General features: G+C 70.8%; 26 protein-coding genes and 1 pseudogene. 15 read left to right on the top strand and 12 right to left on the bottom strand.

What is annotated here, in order from left to right; all coding sequences use genetic code 11:
• Positions 1–3: 3 nt before the first annotated feature.
• Positions 4–1,593, bottom strand: a complete 1,590-nt coding sequence (locus D0Z67_RS01020; protein WP_031180580.1) for a sensor histidine kinase — start codon at positions 1,591–1,593, stop codon at positions 4–6.
• 110 nt (positions 1,594–1,703) lie between these two features.
• Here D0Z67_RS01020 and D0Z67_RS01015 point away from each other — a divergent pair, with 110 nt between their 5' ends.
• Together D0Z67_RS01015 and D0Z67_RS01010 are read left to right on the top strand one after the other, a co-directional pair.
• On the top strand, positions 1,704–2,480 hold the full coding sequence (locus D0Z67_RS01015) for a response regulator (protein ID WP_031180581.1): 777 nt from the start codon (positions 1,704–1,706) through the stop codon (positions 2,478–2,480).
• A 39-nt stretch (positions 2,481–2,519) separates the two neighbouring features.
• The gene (locus D0Z67_RS01010; RefSeq protein WP_031180582.1) at positions 2,520–2,873 is read left to right on the top strand and encodes a VOC family protein; all 354 of its coding nucleotides are present in this window, start codon (positions 2,520–2,522) and stop codon (positions 2,871–2,873) included.
• Positions 2,874–2,885: 12 nt separating this feature from the next.
• Here D0Z67_RS01010 and D0Z67_RS01005 read toward each other — a convergent pair whose 3' ends face one another.
• Together D0Z67_RS01005 and D0Z67_RS01000 are read right to left on the bottom strand one after the other, a co-directional pair.
• Complete coding sequence (locus D0Z67_RS01005) at positions 2,886–4,256, bottom strand: MFS transporter (RefSeq protein ID WP_051887567.1); 1,371 nt, start codon at positions 4,254–4,256, stop codon at positions 2,886–2,888.
• Complete coding sequence (locus tag D0Z67_RS01000) at positions 4,222–5,046, bottom strand: MurR/RpiR family transcriptional regulator (protein ID WP_051887569.1); 825 nt, start codon at positions 5,044–5,046, stop codon at positions 4,222–4,224. Before D0Z67_RS01000 ends, D0Z67_RS01005 begins: the two co-directional genes overlap by 35 nt.
• Positions 5,047–5,159: 113 nt before the next feature.
• On the opposite strand from D0Z67_RS01000, the gene D0Z67_RS00995 reads away from it, so the two are divergent.
• The 4 genes from D0Z67_RS00995 (at position 5,160) to D0Z67_RS00980 (ending at position 8,354) form a co-directional block, all read left to right on the top strand.
• Positions 5,160–6,611, top strand: a complete 1,452-nt coding sequence (locus D0Z67_RS00995) for an aromatic amino acid ammonia-lyase (protein ID WP_031180585.1) — start codon at positions 5,160–5,162, stop codon at positions 6,609–6,611.
• Positions 6,612–6,699: 88 nt separating this feature from the next.
• On the top strand, positions 6,700–7,194 hold the full coding sequence (locus D0Z67_RS00990) for a MarR family winged helix-turn-helix transcriptional regulator (protein WP_031180586.1): 495 nt from the start codon (positions 6,700–6,702) through the stop codon (positions 7,192–7,194).
• A complete protein-coding gene (locus D0Z67_RS00985) occupies positions 7,191–7,631 on the top strand; it encodes a hypothetical protein (protein WP_031180587.1) in 441 nt (146 codons plus the stop codon). Before D0Z67_RS00990 ends, D0Z67_RS00985 begins: the two co-directional genes overlap by 4 nt.
• A 78-nt stretch (positions 7,632–7,709) precedes the next feature.
• Entirely contained in the window at positions 7,710–8,354 is a 645-nt protein-coding gene (locus D0Z67_RS00980) for a dihydrofolate reductase family protein (RefSeq protein WP_031180588.1), read from the top strand.
• A 67-nt stretch (positions 8,355–8,421) separates the two neighbouring features.
• Here the strand turns inward: D0Z67_RS00980 and D0Z67_RS00975 are convergent, their stop codons facing one another.
• The 3 genes from D0Z67_RS00975 to D0Z67_RS00965 form a co-directional block, all read right to left on the bottom strand.
• Entirely contained in the window at positions 8,422–8,958 is a 537-nt protein-coding gene (locus D0Z67_RS00975; RefSeq protein WP_031180589.1) for a hypothetical protein, read from the bottom strand.
• A 110-nt stretch (positions 8,959–9,068) separates the two neighbouring features.
• Complete coding sequence (locus D0Z67_RS00970; RefSeq protein WP_051887571.1) at positions 9,069–9,338, bottom strand: helix-turn-helix domain-containing protein; 270 nt, start codon at positions 9,336–9,338, stop codon at positions 9,069–9,071.
• Positions 9,328–9,630 (bottom strand): hypothetical protein, encoded by a 303-nt coding sequence (locus tag D0Z67_RS00965; protein WP_031180591.1) that lies wholly within the window; start codon positions 9,628–9,630, stop codon positions 9,328–9,330. Before D0Z67_RS00965 ends, D0Z67_RS00970 begins: the two co-directional genes overlap by 11 nt.
• Before the next feature lie 563 nt (positions 9,631–10,193).
• On the opposite strand from D0Z67_RS00965, the gene D0Z67_RS00960 reads away from it, so the two are divergent.
• On the top strand, positions 10,194–10,418 hold the full coding sequence (locus D0Z67_RS00960; RefSeq protein ID WP_031180592.1) for a DUF397 domain-containing protein: 225 nt from the start codon (positions 10,194–10,196) through the stop codon (positions 10,416–10,418).
• A gap of 294 nt (positions 10,419–10,712) precedes the next feature.
• Positions 10,713–11,513: an SAM-dependent methyltransferase gene (locus D0Z67_RS00955; protein WP_037774746.1), complete on the top strand. Its 801-nt coding sequence runs from the start codon at positions 10,713–10,715 to the stop codon at positions 11,511–11,513.
• Here D0Z67_RS00955 and D0Z67_RS00950 read toward each other — a convergent pair.
• Positions 11,507–12,442 (bottom strand): helix-turn-helix domain-containing protein, encoded by a 936-nt coding sequence (locus D0Z67_RS00950; protein ID WP_031180594.1) that lies wholly within the window; start codon positions 12,440–12,442, stop codon positions 11,507–11,509. The two genes, D0Z67_RS00955 and D0Z67_RS00950, sit on opposite strands and share 7 nt — an antisense overlap.
• Positions 12,443–12,596: 154 nt before the next feature.
• The gene (locus D0Z67_RS00945; RefSeq protein WP_031180595.1) at positions 12,597–12,827 is read right to left on the bottom strand and encodes a hypervirulence associated TUDOR domain-containing protein; all 231 of its coding nucleotides are present in this window, start codon (positions 12,825–12,827) and stop codon (positions 12,597–12,599) included.
• 139 nt (positions 12,828–12,966) lie between these two features.
• Between D0Z67_RS00945 and D0Z67_RS00940 the strand changes: the two genes are divergently transcribed.
• Entirely contained in the window at positions 12,967–13,395 is a 429-nt protein-coding gene (locus tag D0Z67_RS00940) for a CBS domain-containing protein (RefSeq protein WP_051887573.1), read from the top strand.
• Between the two features lie 105 nt (positions 13,396–13,500).
• Positions 13,501–13,884 (top strand): SRPBCC family protein, encoded by a 384-nt coding sequence (locus tag D0Z67_RS00935; RefSeq protein WP_031180597.1) that lies wholly within the window; start codon positions 13,501–13,503, stop codon positions 13,882–13,884.
• A gap of 229 nt (positions 13,885–14,113) precedes the next feature.
• Here D0Z67_RS00935 and D0Z67_RS00930 read toward each other — a convergent pair whose 3' ends face one another.
• On the bottom strand, positions 14,114–15,478 hold the full coding sequence (locus D0Z67_RS00930) for a DEAD/DEAH box helicase (protein WP_031180598.1): 1,365 nt from the start codon (positions 15,476–15,478) through the stop codon (positions 14,114–14,116).
• 283 nt (positions 15,479–15,761) lie between these two features.
• Between D0Z67_RS00930 and D0Z67_RS00925 the strand changes: the two genes are divergently transcribed.
• Positions 15,762–17,831 (top strand): SpoIIE family protein phosphatase, encoded by a 2,070-nt coding sequence (locus D0Z67_RS00925; protein ID WP_031180599.1) that lies wholly within the window; start codon positions 15,762–15,764, stop codon positions 17,829–17,831.
• Positions 17,832–17,925: 94 nt separating this feature from the next.
• Entirely contained in the window at positions 17,926–19,410 is a 1,485-nt protein-coding gene (locus D0Z67_RS00920; RefSeq protein WP_131589600.1) for an endonuclease/exonuclease/phosphatase family protein, read from the top strand.
• A 67-nt stretch (positions 19,411–19,477) separates the two neighbouring features.
• Here the strand turns inward: D0Z67_RS00920 and D0Z67_RS00915 are convergent, their stop codons facing one another.
• Together D0Z67_RS00915 and D0Z67_RS00910 are read right to left on the bottom strand one after the other, a co-directional pair.
• Positions 19,478–19,963, bottom strand: coding sequence for a phospholipase (locus D0Z67_RS00915; RefSeq protein ID WP_031180601.1), 486 nt, complete (start codon positions 19,961–19,963; stop codon positions 19,478–19,480).
• A gap of 237 nt (positions 19,964–20,200) precedes the next feature.
• Positions 20,201–21,293, bottom strand: a pseudogene (locus D0Z67_RS00910) (ABC transporter transmembrane domain-containing protein); the annotation flags it as partial.
• A gap of 141 nt (positions 21,294–21,434) precedes the next feature.
• Between D0Z67_RS00910 and D0Z67_RS00905 the strand changes: the two are divergent.
• Complete coding sequence (locus tag D0Z67_RS00905; protein ID WP_031180602.1) at positions 21,435–21,884, top strand: RpiB/LacA/LacB family sugar-phosphate isomerase; 450 nt, start codon at positions 21,435–21,437, stop codon at positions 21,882–21,884.
• Positions 21,885–21,911: 27 nt separating this feature from the next.
• Here the strand turns inward: D0Z67_RS00905 and D0Z67_RS00900 are convergent, their stop codons facing one another.
• A complete protein-coding gene (locus tag D0Z67_RS00900; RefSeq protein WP_107059553.1) occupies positions 21,912–22,265 on the bottom strand; it encodes a DUF6479 family protein in 354 nt (117 codons plus the stop codon).
• Positions 22,266–22,419: 154 nt separating this feature from the next.
• Between D0Z67_RS00900 and D0Z67_RS00895 the strand changes: the two genes are divergently transcribed.
• Both D0Z67_RS00895 and D0Z67_RS00890 read left to right on the top strand, forming a co-directional pair.
• Positions 22,420–22,815 carry a four-helix bundle copper-binding protein gene (locus tag D0Z67_RS00895; protein ID WP_031180604.1) on the top strand — a complete coding sequence of 132 codons (396 nt, stop codon included), beginning with the start codon at positions 22,420–22,422 and terminating at the stop codon, positions 22,813–22,815.
• Between the two features lie 39 nt (positions 22,816–22,854).
• Positions 22,855–23,712, top strand: a complete 858-nt coding sequence (locus D0Z67_RS00890; protein WP_031180605.1) for an oxygenase MpaB family protein — start codon at positions 22,855–22,857, stop codon at positions 23,710–23,712.
• The last annotated feature ends 33 nt before the right edge of the window (positions 23,713–23,745 follow it).

Below are 23,745 nucleotides of genomic sequence, written 5' to 3'. Positions count from 1 at the left end.
CTTCTACGAACGGCCCGCCGCGACCAGGTCCCCCTGCTCGCCCGGCTCCACCGGCCTGCTCGCCAGGGTGAAGACGATGCGGGTGCCCTCGGTGTGGGTGAGGTCCACCGCGATGGTGCCGCCGTGGAACTCGACGATCTTCTTGCACATCGCGAGGCCGATGCCGCTGCCCTGGTAGCGGTCCTTGGTGTGGAGGCGCTGGAAGATGACGAAGACCTTCTCGGCGTACTCGGAGGCGATGCCGATGCCGTTGTCGGTGACGGCGAACCGCCAGTGATCACCGTCCTGTTCGGCGGAGATGTGGACGGCAGGAGTCTCGCCGGGGCGGCGGAACTTGATGGCGTTGCCGATCAGGTTCTGCCAGAGCATGCCCATCTGCGTGGAGTCGGCGATGACGGTGGGCAGTTCGTCCCGGGTGATCACCGCTCCCGACTCCTCGATGCTGACGCTGATCGCGGTGAGGGTCCGCTTCATCACGACATTGAGGTCGACGCTCTGGTGGGTGTTGTGGACCCGGCCCACGCGGGAGAAGTCGAGCAGGTCGTTGATGAGCGTCTGCATGCGGTTGGCGCCGTCGACGGCGAAGTCGATGTATTGGTCAGCCCGTTCGTCGAGCTGACCGCCGTAGCGCCGCTGGAGCAACTGCGTGAAGCTGGACACCTTCCGCAGCGGTTCCTGGAGGTCGTGCGAGGCGACGTACGCGAACTGCTCCAGCTCCGCGTTGGACCGCTTGAGGTCGGCGGACTGCTCGTCCAGGCGCTGCCGGGCCTCCTCGCTGAAGTCCAGGGCGCGGACCAGCCGCCGGCGCATGGACTCGATCTCGCCGCTCAGCTGCCTGAGGTCGGCGGGGCCGGTCGGGGTGATCGGGTGCCCGAAGTCGCCGTCCGCGATGGTCCGGGCGTCCGCCCCGATCCGCTCCAGCGGCCCGGTGATGCCCCGGCGCAGCGCCTCGGAGACGATCACCGCGAGGGCCACGATGACGGCCGCGATGGCGATGAAGATCCAGTTGCGCAGGCGCATCGTGGCGATCAGGTCCGCCCTGGCCGCCGCGCGGTCGGCGCGCAGCCGGTCCTGCTGGGTGGCCATCGCCGTGCGCACGGCGTCGAAGGTCGACTTGCCCCTGGTCGCACTGTCGGTGGCGAGCGGAGAGGGCTTGCCGGCCGGTGAGTTCGCGACCGGCCGGGCGATCTGCGCCTGCCACGTCTCGATACGGTCCTCGACGTCCTTCAGGTCACGCAGGCGCGCGGGGTTGCCCCGGAGCAGGGTCGCCAGGGTCTTCGTGTACGTCTTCTGCTGGCCGAGCCCCTCCCGGTAAGGGTCCAGGAAGTCGGCGGTGCCGGTGAGGCCGTAGCCCCGGATGCCCGTCTCCTGGTTGAGCAGGGCCGACTCCAGCCGGATCGAGTTCGTCAGCGCGGGGGACTTCACGTCCACGAGGTTGTCGCTGATGGTCGCCGTCCGCGCCAGGGCCCAGCCGCCGGTCGCGCCCAGGAGCACCAGGACGGACATCGCCACGGTGACTCCGAAGCGAAGCCAGCGGCGAGTCGTCCACGCGGACAGCTCCCGCGTGCGCGGCGGCCTCTCAACGACGGTCATCCTCTGTTCCCCTCCGGTGACGGCCGCGATCGCGGCGGCGCAGGCATACCTTAAGCGACGATGACAACTGTTGTTGTCGCGGGTGATGCCGAGGGCTTACTCTGCTGGTCATGCCTGGCAAGAACTTCGTCGTGCCGACCGCCCCCCAGGAGATGGCCGCGCTCGCGGACGCGGCGGTCGACGAGGCCGCGCGGCGCATCGTCCACGAGATGGCGGAGGGGAGTTCCCGTGTTCCGTCGCCGGACGACCCTTCGCACGCGCTGACCCGGCTGCACGTACTGACGCATCTCCAGCGGGCCGCCGAGCGCCTCCAGCGTGCGGCGGCCGTGGACGCCGCACGCGCGGGTGCCGGTTACCCCCAGCTCGGAGAGGCCAGCGACATGACGCGCCAGGGCGCGCGCCGCCGCTGGCCGGGACTCTTCACCCACTCCCACGAAGCACCCACGGAGCATCCGATGATGACCACCCCCACCCGCCCCTTCGACGTCCTGCTCGTCGAGGACGACGTCGCCGACGCGCTCCTCATCGAGGAGGCCCTCTCCGAGCGCGGCGCCCGGAACCTGGTCCAGGTCACCGACGGGGTCGCCGCGCTCGAACACCTGCGCTCCCCGGACAGCGTGCGCCCCGACCTCATCGTGCTCGACCTCAACATGCCCCGCATGAACGGCCGCGAGCTGCTGCAGATCCTCAAGGCCGACGAGGAGCTCCAGACCATCCCCGTCGTCGTCCTCACCACGTCCTCCGCCCCCGACGACGTCGCCAGCGCCTACCAGGGCCACGCCAACGCCTACGTCACCAAGCCCGTCAACCTCGCCGCCTTCGAACAGGCCGTCCAGAGCATCGACGCCTTCTACCTGGAAACGGCGACCCGCCTGCCCCGCGACTGACAACACCCCGAACCCCGGTCGTCCTGACAGGATGACCGCATGGAACGCGTACTCGGAATCGGTGGTTACTTTCTGCGGGCCGGTGACCCGGAGGCACTGAGTGCTTGGTACCGCGACTGTCTGGGGCTCGACGCCGATGAGCACGGGCTGTGGCGGCAGGCGACCGGGCCCACGGTGTTCGCGACCTTCGAGGCCGGCACCGGGTACTTCGGGTCGCCTGCCCAGCAGACCATGCTCAACTTCCGCGTGGCCGACCTGGACGCGATGCTGGCGCAGCTGCGTGCCAAGGGTGCGGACGTGTCCGGCGAGACCCAGGACATGGAGGGCGTCGGGCGCTTCGGCTGGGTCACGGACCCGGAGGGCAACCGCGTCGAGCTGTGGCAGCCCGCCTGACCGGGACGGCCGTCAGTCGAGTGCCGCGTTCTTCGTTTCCGGGGCCCAGGCCACCGAGGCTGCCAGGCCGACCGCCAGGACCAGGGTCAGTGCCAGCATGGTGGGGGAGAAGCCGATGTGGTCGAGGCTGAGGGGGAGGAGGAAGGTGCCGATCGCGGAGCCGATGCGGCTCATGCCGTTCAGGAGGCCGACGCCGGAGCTGCGGAGGTCGGTGGGGAAGAGTTCGGCCGGGTAGACCTGGTCGAGGTTGACGGCCGCCGACATGGTGAACGTGAAGAGCAGGAACAGCGGGAAGAGCAGCCCCTTCGGCGCGTCGGGCCACACCGCCATGGGGGCGAGCGCGGCGATCAGGACGACGAAGGACCAGATCGTCAGCCCGCGCCGGGTCATCTTCGCCACCAGCCACAGGCCCGCCACGCTGCCGCCCAGCAGGAACAGGTTCAGGATGCCGTCGCTGGTGGTGTCCTCCTCGCCGACCCCGATCTTGGCCAGCACCAGCGGCAGGAACGTATAGATGGCGAAGTACGGCACCACCTGGGCGTTGTAGAAGATGACGCCGAACGCCGTCCGCCGCCAGTACTCGGGGCCGAACAGGTCGCGGTAGCGCGCCCGGGGACGGTCGGCGGTGGTGTGCGCGTGCGCGACCAGGGACGCGACCGCGTCCTCGTCGCCACCGAGCCGGCGCACCACGGCCCGCGCCCGCTCCAGATGCCCGCGCGCGACCAGCCAGCGCGGAGACTCCGGCACTCCGAGCCGCAGCAGCACCACGGCCAGCGCCGGCACACTGCTGGACGCGAGCAGCCACCGCCACGCCTCGCCCCCGAGACCGACCACCCAGTTGCCGAGGAAGAACGCCACCACGTACCCCACCGTCCACATGACGGTCAGGGACGCGAGCAGCCCGCCCCGGTAGCGGCGCGGTACGAACTCGGCGACCAGCGTCGGGCCCAGCGCGTAGTCGGCGCCGATGCCGATACCGATCAGCAGACGCAGGACGAACAACTGGGTGGGCCCGGTCACGAAGAACTCGGCGGCCGACGCGACCGCGATGAGCAGGAAGTTGTACGTGTAAAGACGCTGGCGGCCGATCCGGTCCGCACCCCAGCCGACGACCACACTGCCGAGGAAGATGCCGATCAGCGCCGCGGCGCCGAGCAGCCCCTCCCACACGGAGCCGAACCCCAGCTGCTGGGCGATCAACGGCAGGGCGATGCTGATGATGCCGAGTTCATAGCCGTCGGAGTAGTTGGCGCAGAACGTCAGCGCCGTGATGCGCAGATGGAAACGGTTGAGGGGAGCGTCGTCGAACGCCGTCGCCGCCTCGTCGCTCCCCGAGCCTCCGGGATTGTCACTCCCGGAGGAAGAGGTCTTGCTCTGCGGCATAGTCTTCGAAACCTTCCAGTCGTTGCCGGGCCGAGGCACCGGCCGCGTCGGCCATCGCCTCCACCAGTGCCACGGTCAGCGAGACGACCGCGGCGTGCGAGTCGAACACGAACTCGGAGGCGACTCCCGCGCTCAGCACGTCGTCGGCGAGCGGGGTGAGCGCCGTGACGAGCCGGTCCGTGATCAGAAGCGTGTGCAGGCCCAGCGTGCGAGCCTGTTGGAGCGCGGCCGCGCACTCCCGCGGGTAGCGGGGGAGCGCGACCATCACCAGTGTTTGGGCGCCACACCGGTGGGCGTGCCGCAGATGGTCGCCGAACACACTGCCCGAATCGGTCAGCAGCCGGACATCCGGATGGATCTTGGTGGCAAGGTAGGCGAACGAGGCGGCCTGCGCGGCCGACACGCGGTACCCCACGACGACCAGCGGAACCGAAGCCATCAGCCGCTCGGCGATGGCCCGCAGCCGGGCCTCGTCGGAGAGCTGGGCCCGCAGCGCGGCCAGGTTGCGCAGGTCGGCGTCGACGGCGGCCTGGAACTTGTTGCCGCCGCGCTCCAGCACCGGCTCGGTGGTCGCGCTTCGCAGATAGCGCCGGAACTCCCCGTACCCGTCGAAGCCGAGCAGCGCGACGAAACGGGTCACCGACGGCTGGCTCACCTGCGCGTGCTCGGCCAGCTCGGCGCTGGTGAGCGCGGCGGCGTCGCGCGGACGCTCGGCCAGGTAGCTGGCGATGCGCCGTTGCGCGGGCGTGAGGCGGTGCGCGGTGAGCAGCTCGTGCAGCGACCGGGGCACCAGGTTCTCCTTCTCGCCGGCGGGATTCGCCGGCGGGGTTCTTGCCAGCGCGATGAATCAATAGTTACATGCTATTCGCAGGAATGAATGAACTGTTGTCAAGAGGGGTGGCGATGACCGACTCCAGCCGCATCCTGATCAGCGGCGCCGGACTGAGGTGCGCCGACGTGGTCCGCGTCGCCCGGCGCAGCGCGTGGCCGAAGCTCGCGCCCGACGCGCTGACCAGGGCGGAACAGAGTTACGAACTGGCCGTGGAGCTGGGCGCGAAGGGCGCGGTGTACGGCCGGACCACCGGTGTCGGCGCCAACCGCCACATCGTCGTCGACCCCGACGGCGCCGACCTGCACGGCCTGCGCCTGCTGCGCAGCCACGCCGGCGGCACCGGCGCGCCGCTGCCCGACGACGCGGTGCGCGCGGTGATGGCCGTACGCCTCAACCAGCTCGCCGCCGCCGGCAGCGGAGTGCACCCCCGGCTGCTCCGGGCCCTGGAACAGGCCCTGCGGGTCGGCGCGCTGCCCCTCGTGCACACCCGTGGCGCGATCGGCACCGGCGACCTCACCGCGCTGGCCGAGATCGCGCTGACCCTCGCCGGCGAACTGCCCTGGGAGTCCGGCGGCATCGACCCGGTGGCCATCAGCCCCGGCGACGCGCTCGCCTTCATCTCCAGCAACGCCGCGACCCTCGCCGAGGCCGTCCTCGCCTGGCACGACCTGTCCCGGCTGCTCGCGGCCAGCCATGTCGTCACCGCGCTGACCTTCTGCGCGCTGGGCGGCTCGGCGGAGGCGTACGACGAGCGCGTGCACGCCTCACGGCCGCATCCCGGCGCCGTACGGTGCGCCGCCGAGCTGCGCCGGCTGCTCACCTCGGGCGGCGACCTGCCGCCCGGCCGGCGCCTCCAGGACCCCTTCGGCCTGCGGGCCTTCCCCCAGGTGCAGGGGCCCGCGCTGGAGGCTGCCGCGCATGTGGAACAGGTGCTTGAGGTCGACATCAACGCGGCGGCGGAGAACCCGCTCATCGACACGGAGACCCGACAAGCCTTCCACCACGGCCAGTTCTCCACCGCGCCGGTCGCCCTCGCCTTCGACTACCTGCGCGCCGCGCTCCACCACACCGCCGAGCTGTCCGCCGCCCGCCTCAGCGACCTCGTCGAACCCGACCTCAGCGGCCTCCCGCCGTTCCTCGCCGAGGGCCCGGCGGGCAGCTCCGGCGTCATGATCCTCGAATACGTCGCCCACGACGCCCTCGGCACCCTCCGCCACGCCGCCTCCCCGGTCACCCTCGGCACCGCCGTGATCTCCCGGGGCCTGGAGGACCACGCCAGCTTCTCCACCCACGCGGTGCGCAGCACGGTCGCGGCCACGGCCGCCTACCGCACCGTCCTGGCCTGCGAACTCCTGGGCGCGGTGCGCGCGTTGCGCATCTCCGGCACCGAACTCCCCGACACCCCCCTCCGCCACGCCTTCGCCCTGGCCTCGGCGGGCCTTCCCCATGTGGCCGAGGACCACCCGCTGAGCACCGAAATCCAGCAGGCGGAAAGGCTGTTGGACCGGCTGGCGGTTCTGTAGGCGAGGTTCGCGGACGGCCATGACCCAGTGCCGGGTGGTTTGCACAAGATAGTAGCCATGTACATAGTAGCTATGTACTCTATAGGTCATGGACAACGGTTCACCGGGTCCCACGCCCGGCTTCCTGGTGTGGCGGCTCGCCAACAAGTGGCGTGTCGCCGTCGACCGCGCGGTGGCACCGCTGGGTCTCACGCACGCCCAGTACTCGCTGGTCGCTTCCCTGTACGGCCTGCGGCGCACGGGCGAGCGCCCCAGTCAGCGTCAACTCGCCGACCACACCGGCCTGGAGGCGCTGTACGTCTCGAAGCTGGCGCGTGCCCTGGAGTCCGCCGGCATGATCGAGCGCACCCGCGACCCCCGTGACCCGCGCGCGGTACAGCTCCAGCTCACCGAGCAGGGCTACGCCGTCACCGGGCGGGCCATCGACGCGGTCCAGGAACTGCTTCAGCGGCTGATGGAGCCGCTCGGGGGTCTCGACGTCCCGCGAGCGCGGACCTTCACCAGTGAGCTGACAACGCTGCTCGACGCACCTCTCGCGACACCCGTATCCGACGACGAGAACGCTCAGGGGGCACCCTCATGACCACCCCCGGACCCGTCACCGGCGCCCGTGACCTCGCTCTGGCCCACTACGCCGCTCGCGGCGTGCTGGAGCGCGTCCTAGCCCGGCACGGCATGACGTTTCAGCAGCAGGTCGCCCTGCGTGCCGCCATCACCGCCGAGACCCCGCAGACTCCGGACGCCCTCGCCGCCCAGGTCGAGCACTCCCTCAAGGCCGATCCGGCCGGCATCCACGCCACCCTCGACGAACTGCTCACCAGGCGCCTCCTCGCCGAGGAGGGCGCGCACCTTCGCCCCACGGACGCGGGCCGCGAGCTGATGGCCACCGTCGCCGAGGAGACCGCTCCCATCACCGCACGCGTCTGGGGCGGTATCCCCGCAGCGGACCTCGCCGCCACCGGCCGCGTGCTCGCCCTGGTCACCGAGCGCGCCAACGCGGCCCTCGGGGAACTGGGTTGATCCCTCGCCGACGGGCCGCGATGAGTTTCACTGGCCCCGTCAGTCTCACCACTGTTGTCGACCGCCCAGGAGGAGCGAGTGGGTCAGCTAGTGCGGGTGCAGAACTTCACGGTGTCCAGTGATGGGATCGCGGCCGGGGAGGATCAGACGCTGGAGAGGCCGTTCGGGCATGTGGACCCCGGGAGGCTGTTCTCGTGGGCCGGGGCCACGGCGAGCTGGCCGATGCGCACCGACGGGGGCGGGAGCCGCGGGCTGGACGACTACCTCACGCGGGACTTCGCGCGGAACATCGGCGCGGAGATCATGGGGCGGAACAAGTTCGGCCCGCAGCGCGGGCCTTGGGAGGACCTGGAGTGGGAGGGCTGGTGGGGTGACGAACCACCCTTCCACACACCGGTGTTCGTGCTGACGCACCACAAGCGGCCCTCGATCACGCTCTCCGACACCACGTTCCACTTCGTGGAGGGCGAACCGGCGGAAGTGCTCGCGCAGGCCAAGGAGGCGGCACAGGGCAAGGACGTACGGATCGGGGGAGGGGCCACCACCATCCGGGAGTTCCTCGACGCCGACCTCGTCGACATCCTGCACGTTGCCGTCTCGCCGGTGAAGCTCGGCTCGGGCGTACGGCTCTGGGAGTCCCCGGACGAACTGCTGGACCGGTTCCACCTGGACGTCGTCCCCAGTTCGAGCGGGGTGACGCACCACCTGTTCTGGCGCAAGTGACCAGCGCTCAGGGCAGCTCCCGTACGGGGCTGCCCTGAGCCGGTGTGTCGCCCTGCTCCTTGTCCGCCTACTCCTTGTCCGCGCCGCTCAGGGCGTCGGTGACCATGCGGGTGGCGAAGTCACGGTCGTTGGACATCCGGTTGATGTGCTCGGCGAGCAGAACCGCCGTACCCTCCAGCGGATTCATCTCGGCGTCGGTCCAACGCCCGTACTGCGCACGCCACAGGCTCGGGCTCAGGCCGAGGCCCGAGGAGATGAGCAGCCCGGCCATGATGGGGATGACCTCGGGACGGAAGGTCTGCGGCATCTTGCGCATCGTGCCCACGAGGGTGGGCACCACGGTCTCGATGACGTCCTGGTCGTGCGCCTCGCAGGCCAGCCGCAGCCACTTCATGTACAGATAGATCAGCGTGCAGGTGCCGTCCAGCAGCGCGTCCAGCCCCGAGGGGCCCAGGGACGCGGCGAACTGGTCGAGCAGCCGCTGGTATTCGGGATCGACCTCAGCCTTTTCGTCGTAGATCGCCTGGAGCCGAGAGTCAATCATCAGGAGCGCTCCACCCACGTCGCCGACGGGCGCTTCCGAGGGATCGCAAGGTGATGACACAGGACTCCTCTCACGGGGCCGCGACGGTCCGCGCGGCGTGACTTCACGGTAGACCGCCGACCGGACGACGGGTGAGGAATCCAGATGAATCACCGATACGTGGCCGAAGCTCACCGCGGTGGTGTACGCGGGCGGTCGTGCTCGTCCTCCCAGACCATGAGCAGCACCTGGGGATCGGCGCCGCACGCCCTGGCGCAGCTGATGATGAAGCGACGGCTGGGGAAGCGTCGCCCGGCGAGGACGTCGGCGATGTGACCGAGGCCCGCACCGGTCTTGTGGGCCAGGGCTTCCGGGCTGACGCGGGCCTGCCTGCGCACCCGCTCGATGACGTGCCCGATGTGGGCCGCGCTGTTCGCGGCGTGGCTGGATTCAGCGGGCATCGTGGGCCTCGCGGGCGCCGGAACCTTCGGGGCGCTCCACCCCGGCAGTGAGCTGGGTGGGCGCGCCGGCGGCGTGCGGGCAGCGCTGTCCGGCCATGCGCAGCAGCACCAGACAGGCACCCGTCGCGGCGAGCCAGTGCTCGGCCCGGTGGGCGAGGAACAGCTGCCCGGCGGGCCCGACGGCGGCCTCCAGCGCGTCGACGAGACAGAGCGGGCACCGCCGGCCCCAGCGTGCGGGCCGGGGGCGGGCGTGGCGCGGTTTACGGCGCCGCTGCCGAGGGGAGGGGGTCATCGCGGGCCTCCTAGGAGGAGTCGTGGATACGGGGCCCCGGCCGCTGACCGCCAAAATCATGCGCCGGGGCCCCATGCCGCTCGACACGTCGCCGAGCACGACGGGACGTTAGGTCGAACTAAGGCCGTGTGAAACCCAGTTGGGCAGTGGAATGCGGAATTTCTCACGCCGTGGCCATCGAATTGCCAGAGGGATAATCTGTCACCCCTGGGAGCCACGTTCGATTTCGGTGAGAGTGCGCCCTGTCAGTGCGCCCCGTCTGTTCCAGTTGAGAGCCCCGGTGCCGCGACCCGGCTCGCCTTCTCCGCTATGACTGTACGAATGCCCCCCGCATACTCCATGCCCGGTGCATATTCCCCCGTCCGTTTCGATCGGGCTGGAAGTGAAAGCAAAGCGGCCGCCCGTGCGGCGCACTTGCATGCGAGAGGACGACAGTTGAATCGAGACATTGTTGATTGCCGCACGCATACATGGCGCTGCGAACGGTCAACCTCTCATCGTCTGGGCCGGGATGCAATTGCAGCCCGGCAACGGGGAGTTCATTCACCGCAGGAGGTCGTCCGGTGAGGAAACCGACGGTTGTGGAGCGGCGCGGCGCCGACGGCGCCGGCGTCGCGTGGCAGAAGAGTTCGTACAGCCTGCCGGAGGGGTCGTGCGTGGAGATCGCGCGGCCGTCCGGCGACCAGGTGCTCTTCCGTGACTCCAAGACCCGGAACGGCCCGGTCATGGCGGTCTCCAGGGGGACCGCGGCCGCGTTCGCCGCCGCGCTCGACCGCGGCGAACTCTGACGAGGGTGAGGGAGGTGCCGGCCGCCCGGCCGGCCGGTGTCTCCTGGTAGTACCTGGATCCGGTACCCGGATCGAGTACCCGTATCGGCCCCCTGCGCGGCGTCAATTTGGCACGGGCTCGCTCGGGAAGCTGCGAATACCGTTCACCTCTGGACATCGGTGCTGAACGGTCGGTATGGATAGGGACAATGCAAGTGCATTCCGCCCCTGGCGAGGACGGGTGAGCGTGGATGCCTGGGAGGGAATACAGTGGGGGACCAGGCCGCACACGGGCACGAGCAGGACAGCGGCGACGTGTTCTTAGGGCAGGACCAGCCCCACAGTGCGCGGATGTACGACTACTACCTGGGCGGCAAGACCAATTACAGCGTGGACCGGGAAGCCGCCCAGGCGGTGATCCGGCTGTTCCCCGCGATCGAGACCGTGGCCCGGGTGAACCGCGCCTATATGCACCGTGCCGCGCGGTACCTGGCCCAGCGGTGCGGCATGCGGCAGTTCATCGACGTGGGTACCGGTATCCCGACCGCGCCCAACCTGCACGAGGTGGTCCAGGGTGTCGCGCCGGAGAGCCGGGTCATGTACATCGACAACGACCCCATCGTGCTCGTCTACGCGGACGAGCTGCTCGCCGGCACTCCCGAGGGGCGCACGGGCTACGTCCAGGCGGACGCCACCGATCCGGACGCGGTCCTCGCCGCGGTGAAGGCCGAGGGTGTCGTGGACCTCGGCAAGCCGGTGGTCCTCAGCCTCCACGCGCTGCTGCACTTCATCCCCGACGACCGCGACCCCTACCGCATCGTCCGCCGCTTCATGGACCACCTCGCCCCCGGCTCCTACCTCAGCCTCACCCACTGCACGGGCGACTTCGCCCCGGACACGTGGGCGGCCGTCATCGACACGTACGTCCAACGGGGGACGCCGGCACAGGTACGCAGCCGGGACGAGGTCGAGCGGTTCTTCGCGGGCCTCGAACTCGTGGACCCAGGAGTCGTGCTGGCCCACCAATGGCATCCAGAGGTGGGGAGCGGGCCGGGAGTGCTCAGTGATCGGCTTGTGTCGTTGTACGCGGGGGTCGGGCGGAAGAGGCTTCAGTAGCGACTCGTGGTCAGCATGGCCTTCAGCCGCCTTCGCATGGCGTGGGAGTCCAGCGAGTTGGCGGCGAGCGCGTCGAACGCCTTCACACGCCGGTCCACCATTGCCTCGTCCTCAATGACTAGGCCACCGTCATAACCCTCGGTGAAGACGATCGTAGGGAGAAGGCGGCCGGCGAAGTCGAAGATAGTCGTCGGGCCGAGTTCGACGTGCACGTCGAAGTCGTAGAGAGGGGCGAGGCGAAGCTGAATCCGGGGGTTGTGCGTCAGGTCGATCAGATGTTGCAACTGGCCGCGCATAATGGCCGCTGAACCGACGGAACGAGCGAGTGTGGCCTCGTCGACGACGCAGAGCAACTTCTTGTCCGAGGCAGCGAACTGCTCCTGGCGTTTGGCGCGGAACCTGACCAGCTCGTCATACGTGCTCGCAGAGCCACGGCCTCGTTCGATCAGCGCTCGGGCGTACTCCGGAGTCTGTAGCAGGCCGTGCAAATAAGTGGGTTCGAAGGACCTGACCCGGTCTGCCATGTCCTCGAAGCTGACCACGGCCTGAAGGTACTTCGGCGTCACTGTGGACCAAGGCTGCCACCACGTGGGCCGGTGGGCGGCCGCTGCCAGCTCTCGCAGATTTCCCTGCTCCTCTGGAGTCGTGATCCCGTAAGTCCCGAAGAACTCCGGTAGTTCACGCTCCTTGGGCGAGTGCATACCGGATTCGATCCGGCTCACCTTCGAGGAAGACACTCCGAGGCGACCGGCCGCCTCACCCAGACTCAGGCCGGCGCATTCCCGGCTCAGGCGCAAGGCGTTGCCCAGCACCTTGCGTGCGGCGCCTGGCGCTGCCTCGTTCTGAAGGTAGCGCACCGCTCCCCTGCGCCCTGCCTTCTGGCCCGGTCCATCCTCCGGCTCGGCGGAGACGGGCAACTGCTTGGACACTTGTGCTCCTTGATTCCTTACACGAAGCGTGTTGCTGCTGGCACACATAGTGCCCGTCGATGCCCGCGCCGGAGGGTGAATCGCAACAATGTCCAATTAGTGCTCACATGCCCGCTGAAACCCGTCCGCGGGAGTTGGCGCCAACGCCGCCCCGCTACGACTTCCCCTTCTTCTTCAGCGCCGCAGGCTTGTGCACCGCCGTCTGCCCCGACTTGTCGCTGCGGACCTCGTACTGCGGCTCCTCGGGGGAGGCGTCGACCGTGCGGCCGGCGGCCTCCGTGCGCTCGGTGATCTTCTTTTCGACCTTGCCGGTGGTCTCGGTTCCGTGGGTGCTCCAGGCGACCTTGTCGCCCTTGGCCGGACGGTCCTTGCCGGAGGCGTTCATGGGGGCTCCTCAGGGAGGGGGTGGCGTCCTACCACCCTGGCCGGACGCTAGCCCGTTCGCACCCCGGCGCGGGGGTCCGGACGCTTCGCGGGGTACACGGTGGGGCGTAGGACCGTGGCCGATCAAGGAGGAAGTGGCGATGGACAGCGTGCGCGAGATCATGACGGGGAACCCCACGACGGTGGACGGCCGGGAGTCGGTCACGTCCGTGGCGCGGACGATGCGTGACGACGGGGTCGACGTCGTGCTGGTGGTGGAGGGCGGCGCCCTGCGCGGCCTCGTCAGCGATCACGATCTCGTGGTACGCGCGCTCGCGGAGGCGGCCGACGCCGAGAACATGACCGTCGCCGAGGTGGTGCGCGAGGGTCTCGTCACCGTCGATATCGACGACGGTCTCGACAACGTCGCCCGGCTGATGGAGGAGAACGCGGTCCGCCAGGTCGCCGTCATCGAGAGCGGTTCCCCAGTGGGCGTGGTGAACGCGAGCGACCCCCGCCTCCAGGGCCGCTCGGGCCGTATCGACTCGCCCACCCCGGAACACGCCCGCAAGTCGCGCGGCGGCAACTAGGGCGCTCGTGGGCTGGATGGGGCCGATGCCCGGCCGCGTCCCGCTCGCCGCGCGTCCTCCCGTCCGTCCTCGTACATTGGGCCGGACATCGCTGGGAGGACTGTCATGCGGCACACCGTCACGGTCGCGGGCCCCGCTGCGCCCGATGTGGTCTGGGAGCGGTACGCGCGCTACGAAAAGTGGGCCCACTGGGCGCCGCATCTGCGGGCCGTCCGCACGGAGGGCGACGTCATCCGTCCGGGTGCCCGGGGCGAGGTCGAGGTCGCGGGGTTCCTGCGCGGGCGGTTCGAGGTCACCGAGGTCGACGAGGCGAAGGGCGCCTGGGCCTGGAAGGTCAACTTCCTCGGTATCCCGGTACTGGTGGGACACACCATGCGGCCGCAGGGTACTGGTACCCGGGTCGCCGTCCACCTGACGGCCCCGGTACCGGTACCACTGGTCTACGCACCCATGGTCGACTGGGCCCTGCACCGGCTGACCCGCGTCTGAGTCGGCCCGCGCCGGGCCAGCGCCGCTCGCGCTTCACGGCGAGCGCCTCACCGTGCGCCGGACATCCGCCGCCCGCCGGGCCTTTACGAGCTCTTCGACGCCTCGCCGCAGCTGCGCCGGCCGCCTGGGCCTGGGCGAACCACTCGACGGCGCCGCCCAGCTGCGCCGGCCGTCGGGCCTGGGCGAACCGCTCGGCGCCCCCGCCCCACCCGCCCCGCCCGCGGAGCGATCAGCGCCCCCGACGTACCTGCGCCGCCCGCCGGGCCTCCGCCAGTTTGCGGGCCTCGCTCGTCTTGCGGGACGGGCGGCCGCCGGAGGTGTCCTTGCTGGAGCCGATGCCCCGGAAGGGGGCGTTGGTGTTCTTGGGGCGCGAGTAGGGACCGCCGTCGAGCGGAGTCCCCGACGGCCTGCGGGCGCCGGTGATCCGGGTCAGCGCGGCCTCGCCGGATCGCACCTTGGTGACCGTCGGCTCGACACCCGCCTCCGACGTCACCCGGCTCAGCTCGCGCCGCTGGCCGGACAGCACCAGCGTGACCACGCTGCCGGAGCCGCCGCCGCGCGCGGTACGGCCCGCGCGGTGCAGGTAGTCCTTGGCGTCGGCCGGCGGGTCGACGTTGACCACCAGGTCGAGGTCGTCGATGTGCAGGCCGCGCGCCGCGACGTTGGTCGCCACCAGCGCGGTGATCTGGCCGTCCTTGAACTGCGCGAGGGTCCGCGTGCGCTGGGGCTGGGACTTGCCGCTGTGCAGGGCCGCCGCCTGTACCCCGCTGGCTCGCAGATGCCGGGTGAGCTGGTCGACGCCGTGCTTGGTGTCCCGGAACAGCAGCACCCGGCCGTCGCGTGCGGCGATCTCGGTGGTCACGGCGTACAGGTCCGGCCCGTGCACGACGAGGACGTGGTGGTCCATCGTCGTGACCGCGCCCGCGGAGGGGTCGACCGAGTGCGAGGCCGGGTCCTGGAGGTGGTCGCGGACCAGGCCGTCGACGTCGCCGTCCAGAGTCGCGGAGAACAGCATGCGCTGACCGTCGGGCCGTACCTGCTCCAGCGCCTCGGTGACCTGCGGCAGGAAGCCCATGTCGCACATCTGGTCGGCCTCGTCGAGGACGGTGATGCGGACCCGGTCCAGGCGGCACGCCTTGCGCTCGACGAGGTCGTGCAGCCGGCCGGGGGTGGCGACGACGACCTCGGCGCCGTCGCGCAGCGCGGCGATCTGGCGGCCGATCGACATACCGCCGACCACCGCGGCCATCCGCAGCCCCAGCGCGGCGGCGTACGGGGTGAGCGCCTCGGACACCTGCTGGGCCAGCTCACGGGTGGGTACCAGGATCAGGGCCAGCGGGTACTTGGATTCGGCCCGGCGGCCCGCCGTACGCGCGAGCAGCGGAAGGCCGAAGGCGAGGGTCTTGCCGGAACCGGTGCGGGCGCGTCCCAGGATGTCGCGGCCGGCGAGCGCGTCGGGGATCGTGGCCGCCTGGATCGGGAAGGGCTCGCGCACGTCCAGTTCGGCGAGCTTGCGCTGCACCGCGGGCGGCAGGTCCAGGCCGGCGAACGACGTGACCGACGGCTGCGACTCGGCGGGGTCCGGGTGGTTCATGACAAGCCTTCCGCAAGAGGGGAGGTACCGAGGAAGGCCCGGTAGGACGAGGTACGGCGACCGGACGGGCGGGTCACCGGCCGTCACTACCGTGCAAAAGTTTCACGCTAACACAAGGGGCGTACCGGGGTCCGGTCGGCCTGGTACCCGGGTCCGCCCGGCCCGGTACCCCGATCCGTTCGAGCAGGAGCGGTTCGAGGGGGCACGGCATAGTGGTACGAGCTGATGCAAAAGACGCGCCCTGTGTACCGGTACCGGGGCGGTCGACGGGAAGGCGACAGGTATGGGTGCCAAGGACCTGTGGGACCACGGGCCCGGCCCGGCCGGGGACCGGGCGGTCAGGGTGCCCGGCGGCGTGCTCGACCTGCTGCACGCCTCCGCCGTGGTCACGGACGCCCAGGGCCGCATCGTGCTGTGGAGCCCCGAGGCCGAGCAGCTGTTCGGCTACGACGCGGCCGAGGCGCTCGGCCGGTCCATGGCCGACCTGCTGGCCCTGCCCGAGGACGTCCAGCGCATCCGCGAACTGTTCCGGCAGGCGCGGGTCGGCACCAGCTTCGCGGGGGTCTTCCTCGCCCGGAACAAGGACGGTTCGACCCGTTCGGTCGAATACCGCAAGGGCCGTCTGCACGACCCCGACGGGAACGTGCTCGGCCTGACGCTCGCCGCCGACGTCGACACCGTGCGCCGGGTGGAGAGCGACCTCGCCCTGTCCGAGCTGCTGATCAACCAGTCGCCCGTCGGCCTCGCCGTCTTCGACACCGAGCTGCGCTGGATGCGCATCAACGACGCCCTGACCACCGCGAACGGCGTGACCGAGGAGGAGGTCGTCGGACGGCGGCTGGAGGACACGCTGCCGGGCGTGGACACCCAGGCCATCGAGTCCGCGATGCGGCGGGTGCTGCGCACCGGCGAGCCGATCCTCGACCACCGCACCATCGGCCGCGTCCCGGCCGACCCGGACCACGACCACGCCTGGTCGGAGTCGTACTACCGGATCGAGGACCGGCGCGGGAAGGTGCTGGGCGTCGCGGTGTCCGTCGTGGACGTCACCGCCCGCCACCTCGCCGCCGCCGAGATCGCCGCCGCGCACCGGCACCTGGCCACCCTCTCCGAGGCCAGCGCCGACATCGGCAGCACGCTCGACCTGCGGCAGACGGCGCGGGAACTGGCCGAGGCCGTCGTGCCCCGGTTCGCGGACCTGGCCACGGTCGACCTGCTGGAGTCCGTCGCCACCGGACGGCGTACCGCGCCGGGTGACCAGGCGCGGTTCGGCACCGTCGCGGTCGCCCCCGCCGACCCGGACGACGACATGGGCGGCGCCACGCTGTGGGAGGACCTCGACACCGAGGAACCGGCCCCGATGATGCGCCGCAGCGTCCGGGAGGGCACCCCGGCGATGATCCCGCGCGTGGACTCCGCCACGCTGCGCCGGATCGCGGGCGACGAACAGGCCGTCGCGGCGCTCCGCAAGGCGGGCGTGCGCAGCTGTCTCGTGGCGCCGCTGGTCGCGCGGGGCACGGTGCTCGGCGTGCTCAGCCTGTACCGCACGGGCAACACCCGCCCCTTCGACAGCCGTGACCTGCAGATGGTGTGCGAGATCGTCGGACGGGCCGCCATCAGCGTGGACAACGCCCTGCTGTACGGCCGCGAGCGGGACACCGCGCTCACCCTCCAGCGCAGCCTGCTCCCGCAGACCCCGCCCGACCAGCCGGAGGGGCTGGAGATCGCGGCCGGCTACCGTCCCGCCGGCAGCGGCACCGAGGTCGGCGGTGACTGGTACGACGTACTGCCGCTCAGCGACGGCAAGGTGGGCCTGGTGGTCGGCGACGTGATGGGAAGCGGTGTGCGGGCCGCCGCCATCATGGGTCAACTGCGCACCACCACGCGGGCGTTGGCCCGGCTCGACCTGCCGCCCGCCGAACTGCTCGGCCACCTGGACGAGACCGCCGCCACGCTCAGCGAGTCCTTCGCCACCTGCGTCTACGCGGTCTGCGACCCCCGGCGCGGCACCTGCACCTTCTCCAGCGCGGGCCACCTTCCGCCGGTCCTCGTCCAGCCCGGCCGCAAGGCCACGCTCCTCACCGTGCCCACCGCCGCGCCCCTGGGTGTCGGCGGAGTGCCCTTCGGCACGCTGGAGGTCAAGCTGCCCGAGGGCTGCCTGCTCGCCCTGTACACCGACGGCCTGGTGGAGACGAGGTACGACGCCATCGACGTCGGCCTGCACACCCTCTGCCGGACGCTGGAGCGGGCGACCGGCTCCCTCGGCCAGACCTGCGACATGCTCCTCGACACGGTCGACCACACCTCGGCGGACGATGTCGCGCTGCTGCTGGCGCGGTTCGCCGGGGCTTAGGCTCGCGGCTCAGATCTTGTTCCCCCACCGGGGTGCCCTGTACGGTCCGCTCTTTGACTGATCTTGACCGTTCAAGGTTCTTAGGCGGGGGTTGATGAAACAGATAGTGAGCCGGGTGGCGGTGCTGTGCACCGCTCTGTTCGCTGTGATCGCGATGTCGGCGGTGCAGGCGCAGGCGGCATCGCGGCCGGTGCCGGTGACGGCCGGCGACAAGTACGCGCTGAAGTCCGTTGGTGGGAACGGCCTTTATGTATCGGCCCAGGTCACCAGCGGCGGTGACCGGGAGGGCATGCTGCGCGCGCGCAAGAGCGTGTCCTCCACCGACGAGCTGGGTTCCTGGGAGAAGTTCACGCTCCACACCGACGACAAGGGGTGGACCACCACTCTGCGTTCGGAGGCGAACGGGAACTATGTCTCGACGGAGCGCGACGACACCGGCACTCATGCGAATCTGCTCCGGGCCCGGGGCACGACCGTCGGCGAGTGGGAGAAGCTCCACCTCGAGCAGCAGTCGGACGGTACGTACGCCCTGAAGGCATGGACGAACGACGGCTACAAGTACGTGACCGCCGAGATGCAGGATCCCGGTGACGACAACGGTCTGCTGAGGGCGCGGGCGGACTCGGTGGGGTCGTGGCAGAAGTTCCAGCTCGTCTTTCTCGGTGAGGAGAACGCGAGCGACGACGGGGGGCGCCCCAGCCCCGCTTCCCCCGCTCCGGCGGCCGACTTCCAGGTGATGACCTGGAACGTGTGCGCCAACAACAACGACGGGTGCCAGAACTACGGGGTGGGAGGCGCGAGCCTGGGAAGCCAGGTCGCCGCCCGGCTGGGCTCCGACGCGCAGGCCAGGCAGTACCGGGCCGTCTTCCTCCAGGAACTCTGCGAGGCGCACGCCAAGGAGATCGAGAAGGCCCTGGAGACCAAGACGGGCACAGGATGGGACGTACGCTTCGCCCCCATCAAGTACACCGTCGACGGTTCGTCCGTGAACGCCGCCAAGACGTGTGCCGGGTCGACCGACCGGGGTGCGTACGGAATCGCCCTCGCGGTGCCGGACTCCAACGTCTGGTACACGTCGTACGACCTGCCGTCGCCGCAGAACCAGACCATCGGCGACAAGTGGGTGCGCATGGAGCAGCGGACCGCCCTGTGTGCCGTTCTCCCCGGTGACGCCCTGCAGTTCTGCACCGCCCACTTCAGCTCCGGAGGGGCGGAGGAGGACCCGGCCGGCGGGAAACGCCGGGAACAGGGTGCCCTGCTGCAGGACATCGTTCATTCCTACACCCCGGCCGGCTACCGGACCGTCTACGGAGGCGACTTCAACTCCGTCCCGCCGGACTCCACTTCGCCGGACACTCCCCATGATGTCGTGACCTCTGCCTACGCGGCGGACAAGGAATGCGACGAGGGGGAGACCGCCCGGGTGCGCGACGGCAAGGTGACCAAGCCGCTGGACGGCCGGAGCATCAAGATCGACTACCTGTTCGGGCCGTCGTCCGCCACCATCTCGGCGTGCGACGTGACGCCTGACGTCGGGCAGTCGGATCACTATCCGGTCAAGGCGCACTTCCAGATGTAGGAGCGACCGGACCTTCCCTGTACTGCCCGCCGGGCACGCCAGCTCATGGCGTGCCCGGCGGTGTCGCTCAGGAGCGGGCGGTGTCCGCGCCCTTCAGGCCGAAGATGTCGACCGCGTGGTAGTAGGTCCAGGCCGTCGAGTTGCAGGAGGTCTTGGTGGCGCCGGAATAGTTGTTGCAGACGCGCTTGAGGTCCTCGTAGAAGGCGGAGTCGATACGGGACTTGTTCGCGGAGAAGGTGCCGGCGGCCTTGTAGTTGCGGTAGCCGAAGTCGTGGCGGGCGCACGCGGTCTGGAAGGGGAAGCCGAAGGGGTTGTCGGGGGAGGAGCTGCAGTAGTCCGTCGACCAGTCGAAGCCGTAGGCGGCCCAGGCGCCCTGGTTGCCGCGCGCGGAGAGCCAGGCGTTGTAACTGGCGGCGCTGGTCTGGGTCCAGGAGCTGAGCACCTGCGGCTTGTCGGCGGGCGCCGCCGAGGCGTCACTGGCGAGTGCCAGCACCGCGGGGAATGCCAGAGCGGCACCGGCTGCGGCGAGGGAGACGGCGTGGGGACGGCGCATGGAAGACCTCCGGAGTGTGGGGCCCAGCAAGCCTCGCGGGGTTTGCGAAGCGGGGTCAGCTTGGCCCACCATTCGCCGACCTGAACAGTCCATGTCAAAGAATTCCTTGCGTGAATTCAACAAACTGTCAGCCCTAATCGGGATCAACTCGCCTGATTCGACGGCCACATCGCGGGATGGTGACGCAAAAATAAGGTAAGGCTAACTTTAGTTAGCGCGGTGGCATTTCCTGGTGTGGATCCCGGTCAGGCGCCCGGCGGGCAGCTCCAGATCCACCCCGTCCGGGCCACCGAGCCGTATCCCGCGCAGCCTGAGCGGCTCGCGCACCGGCTCCGGCACCGCGTCCTCGCCCCCACGTACGGCGGGCGCGGCGGACAGCACCCCGGCGATCCGGGCGGCCGAGGCACCGCCCTGTGCCGGCTCGGCGTTCACCCAGGCGAAGGTCTCCAACGGGCCCAGCAGGAACAGCGCCAGACCCACGGCCGACACCAACTGGCCCAGCGACAGCGACCCTTCGAGGGCCGGCCGGCCGCCCACCAGGGCGGTCAGCGCGATGAAGCCGCCCGTCAGGGCCAGCACCAGCCCGGTCTGCCAGGACTCGGCGCGCGCGGCCCGCAGCGTCGCCGCCGGCGACACCCTGCTGGTACGGCGGTACCGCTCGACCGCGGCCCGCTGTGCGCCCAGCCCCTTGAGCACCCGCACGCAGCCCGGACGCCAGGTCGGCGGCCACCCCGGAGGCGCGCGCGGCGCGGTCCTGCTCGGCCTCGCTGCGCCGCTCCAGCGGCTTGCTCGGCAGATGCCCGAGTCACAGCAGCACCGGCGTGCCGAGCAGCATGATCAGGCCCAGCGGTACGGACGTCACCAGCAGGGCGACCGCGCTCACCGCGATGCCCGCGACCGCCCACAGCCCGCTCATCAGCGCCATGTTGACCGCGCCGACCCGTTCGGCGTCCTCGGTGGCCACGTTCGCCAGCTCGTCGGGCAGTAGCCCCGCCTCCGCGCCGCCGCGCGGGTCCAGCATCCGGCGCACCACCGCGAACCGGAGTGTGTGCGCGGCCTCCTCGGCGGCGCGCTCACCCGAGCGGGCGCCCAGCCGGAAGCTCCAGGACAGACACACGTACATGACCGCCAGCACGGCCAGTCACAGCAGCAGCCGCCCGGCGTCCCGGCCGGCCGCGGCCTGGTCGATGACCACGCCGATCAGCACTGGCACCAGGGCTTCCCCCAGTTGGTGCACACAGCCGAACCCCGCGCCGAGCGCGACACGCCGCGCCTGACCCCTGACCGGGCGTGCCAGGACGTCCCGCCCCGACGGTTCCCCTGATCCCACCGGCCACCGCTCCGGAAACCGGTCAACTCAGGCAAGGCTGCTCAAAGTAAGCGCGGTGCCGTCCATCCCATCTGTCGGCATCCAGGGCCGAGTTGGGTAGCGTGGGGTGCCTGAGCAGGCGAAACGGAAAAGGGGTGACCCGTGCGGATCTCCGTCTCCTCCGACATGGACGAACCGGTGGCCCGTCTCCTCGTGGCCGAGCTGCGCGAGCGGGGTCACGAGGTGCGCGCGCACGGCGCGCTGCGGGCGGGGGCCGACCCGCAGTGGGCGGTGTGCTCGGAGGCCGCCGCGCGGGAGGTGGCCGAGGGCGCGGCCGAGCAGGCGGTCGTGTGCTGCTGGACCGGCACCGGCGCCTCGATCGCCGCGAACAAGGTGCCGGGCGTGCGGGCCGCGCTCTGCGTGGACGCCGCCACGGCGGAGGGTGCGCGCCGCTGGAACGACGCCAATGTCCTCGCCCTCAGTCTGCGGCTCACCTCGGAGCCGCTGCTGAAGGAGATCCTCGACGCCTGGTTCGCGGCCGCGCCCAGCGAAGACGAGGAGGACCGCCGCAACGTGGCCCACGTCGAAGCGCTCGACGCACGGCCACGCTGAGGCGGTCCCGGTTCTACGTGGACCGAGTCAGTGGGCGCCCAGTCCGCCCCCGCCGAAGGAGCCGCTGGACCCCTTGCTCCAACGTGGCCGGTCCTTCTTCTCGCTGGGCTTGGTGCCCATGTTGCTGAGTTCGTAGGGCAGCAGCGCACGGCCGCCCTTGGGGGTGCGCGGGATCTCGTCGGGTTCCCGGTTCTCCTGTATCTCCCGGGTCACACCCTCCGGCGGAAGGTGCGGCTGTTCCTCGGCGCTGGGGCGGGGCGGCTCCCTGTCCTTGATCCGGCTGTTGATCCAGAAGCCGCCCGCGAGCAACGCCAGCACGCCGACGGCCACGACGAAGAGCACCAGGCTGATGAGCCCGCTCGGTGCCGCCAACTGTGTCATCGCGGTGTCCATAACAGCTGAGTACCCCGCACAAAGGGGGCGAACCGGACGCGATGGGTGGTCGCCCGCGCACGGGGTGTCCCAGGCGGGTCTCGGCGCCCACCGGGCCGCCGCCCACGCGTTTACGCCGCCGCACCACGGCTACCCGCCCCCTGTGACACCTCCGCCCCACCCTTCACGAGACCAGCTCTACCAGTTCCTGGAGGACCGCTTCGCCTGCGCCCAGGCGTGCTCCGACTGCGCGCGGGCCTGCGCGGTGCGCGCCAGCCTCGTCGGCTCGTACGGCACCGCGGGGCAGGAGCGCGCCCGGCGCCTCGGGATCATGTGCGCCGAGGTGTGCGACACCACCTGCCGCGCGCTCTCCGAGGAGGGCCGCGCGGACGGCGAGGGCACCGAGGACGAGATCAGGCTCCAGCTCGAATGGTGCCGCTCGCTCTGTGTCGAGGCGGCCGAGGCGTTCGACGGCCAGCCCGGCGCGGAGAACGCCGCCAACGCCTGCCGTACCTGCGCCCAGGCGTGCACGGACTTCATGGCGGCCCTCGCCGCCTGACCCTGTTCCGGCGCCGGACGCGCGGCGTAGCCTGCGGGCATGGACGACGCGCGCGGACGCGACCCCGGTCTGTTCACCCCGGCCTCGGTGACCTGGCAGCTGCACGCCGACCCGATGATGTGGATCGCCGGCATCCGCGCGCTCTACCTCCAGGCCCTCCACCCCCGCGCGGTGCGCGGTGTCCTGCAGAACTCCGACTTCCGCCGGGACGCCTGGGGCAGGCTGCTGCGCACGGCGGACTTCGTCGGCGTCACCACCTACGGCACCACCGAGGACGCCGAGCGGGCCGGGGAGCGGGTACGCAAGATCCACGGCATGCTGACCGCGACCGACCCGGACACCGGTGAGCGGTACGGGGTCGGCGAGCCGGAGCTGCTGCTCTGGGTGCACTGCGCCGAGATCGCGTCCTACCTCCAGGTGGTGCGCCGCTCCGGCTTCCCCTTCACCGGCGCCCAGGCCGACCGCTACCTCGCCGAGCACCGGGCCGGCGCCCGTCTCGTCGGCCTGGACCCGGCCGAGGTCCCCGCCGACCGGGCGGCGCTCGACGCCTACTTCGAGAAGGTCCGCCCCGAACTGGCCGCCGGACCCGAGGCCCGCGAGGTCGACGACTTCCTGCGCCGCCCGCCGGTCCACCCCCTCCTCGTCCCGGCCCGCGCCCTCCTCTGGCGCCACGTCGCCGCCCTCGCCTACGACTCCCTCCCCGCCTGGGCCCACGCCCTCTACGGCCGCCCCGCACCCCCGCCCACCACGGTCACCCGCCACCTCCGCACCACCGGCACCCTCCTGCGCGCGATCCCCGCTTCCCTGCGCCGCCGGACCCCGCCCCGGCACCTGCTGCACGCGGTGACCCGCCTGGGGCCGGGAGCCCGGCCTGCTCCGGGGCGCGTGCCCCGCTAGGGTCCTTGGAGGACGCACTGCGCGAGACTGTTC

It is taken from the genome of Streptomyces seoulensis (assembly GCF_004328625.1).
Classification (GTDB): domain Bacteria; phylum Actinomycetota; class Actinomycetes; order Streptomycetales; family Streptomycetaceae; genus Streptomyces; species Streptomyces seoulensis.
Note: the sequence above shows the minus strand (reverse complement) of the source record. Positions and strands in the feature narration are given on the sequence as shown.

What these genes read in the sequence shown, in the direction of transcription:
- D0Z67_RS00920 (WP_131589600.1), top strand. Translation starts at nt 17,926, where the DNA reads ATGAAACAGATAGTGAGCCGGGTGGCGGTGCTGTGCACCGCTCTGTTC.
- D0Z67_RS00965 (WP_031180591.1), bottom strand. Translation starts at nt 9,630, where the DNA reads ATGACCCCCTCCCCTCGGCAGCGGCGCCGTAAACCGCGCCACGCCCGC.
- D0Z67_RS00970 (WP_051887571.1), bottom strand. Translation starts at nt 9,338, where the DNA reads ATGCCCGCTGAATCCAGCCACGCCGCGAACAGCGCGGCCCACATCGGG.
- D0Z67_RS00945 (WP_031180595.1), bottom strand. Translation starts at nt 12,827, where the DNA reads ATGAACGCCTCCGGCAAGGACCGTCCGGCCAAGGGCGACAAGGTCGCC.
- D0Z67_RS00925 (WP_031180599.1), top strand. Translation starts at nt 15,762, where the DNA reads ATGGGTGCCAAGGACCTGTGGGACCACGGGCCCGGCCCGGCCGGGGAC.
- D0Z67_RS01015 (WP_031180581.1), top strand. Translation starts at nt 1,704, where the DNA reads ATGCCTGGCAAGAACTTCGTCGTGCCGACCGCCCCCCAGGAGATGGCC.
- D0Z67_RS00930 (WP_031180598.1), bottom strand. Translation starts at nt 15,478, where the DNA reads ATGAACCACCCGGACCCCGCCGAGTCGCAGCCGTCGGTCACGTCGTTC.
- D0Z67_RS01005 (WP_051887567.1), bottom strand. Translation starts at nt 4,256, where the DNA reads ATGCCGCAGAGCAAGACCTCTTCCTCCGGGAGTGACAATCCCGGAGGC.
- D0Z67_RS00990 (WP_031180586.1), top strand. Translation starts at nt 6,700, where the DNA reads ATGGACAACGGTTCACCGGGTCCCACGCCCGGCTTCCTGGTGTGGCGG.
- D0Z67_RS00985 (WP_031180587.1), top strand. Translation starts at nt 7,191, where the DNA reads ATGACCACCCCCGGACCCGTCACCGGCGCCCGTGACCTCGCTCTGGCC.
- D0Z67_RS01020 (WP_031180580.1), bottom strand. Translation starts at nt 1,593, where the DNA reads ATGACCGTCGTTGAGAGGCCGCCGCGCACGCGGGAGCTGTCCGCGTGG.
- D0Z67_RS00940 (WP_051887573.1), top strand. Translation starts at nt 12,967, where the DNA reads ATGGACAGCGTGCGCGAGATCATGACGGGGAACCCCACGACGGTGGAC.
- D0Z67_RS00935 (WP_031180597.1), top strand. Translation starts at nt 13,501, where the DNA reads ATGCGGCACACCGTCACGGTCGCGGGCCCCGCTGCGCCCGATGTGGTC.
- D0Z67_RS00915 (WP_031180601.1), bottom strand. Translation starts at nt 19,963, where the DNA reads ATGCGCCGTCCCCACGCCGTCTCCCTCGCCGCAGCCGGTGCCGCTCTG.
- D0Z67_RS01010 (WP_031180582.1), top strand. Translation starts at nt 2,520, where the DNA reads ATGGAACGCGTACTCGGAATCGGTGGTTACTTTCTGCGGGCCGGTGAC.
- D0Z67_RS00995 (WP_031180585.1), top strand. Translation starts at nt 5,160, where the DNA reads ATGACCGACTCCAGCCGCATCCTGATCAGCGGCGCCGGACTGAGGTGC.
- D0Z67_RS00900 (WP_107059553.1), bottom strand. Translation starts at nt 22,265, where the DNA reads ATGACACAGTTGGCGGCACCGAGCGGGCTCATCAGCCTGGTGCTCTTC.
- D0Z67_RS00890 (WP_031180605.1), top strand. Translation starts at nt 22,855, where the DNA reads ATGGACGACGCGCGCGGACGCGACCCCGGTCTGTTCACCCCGGCCTCG.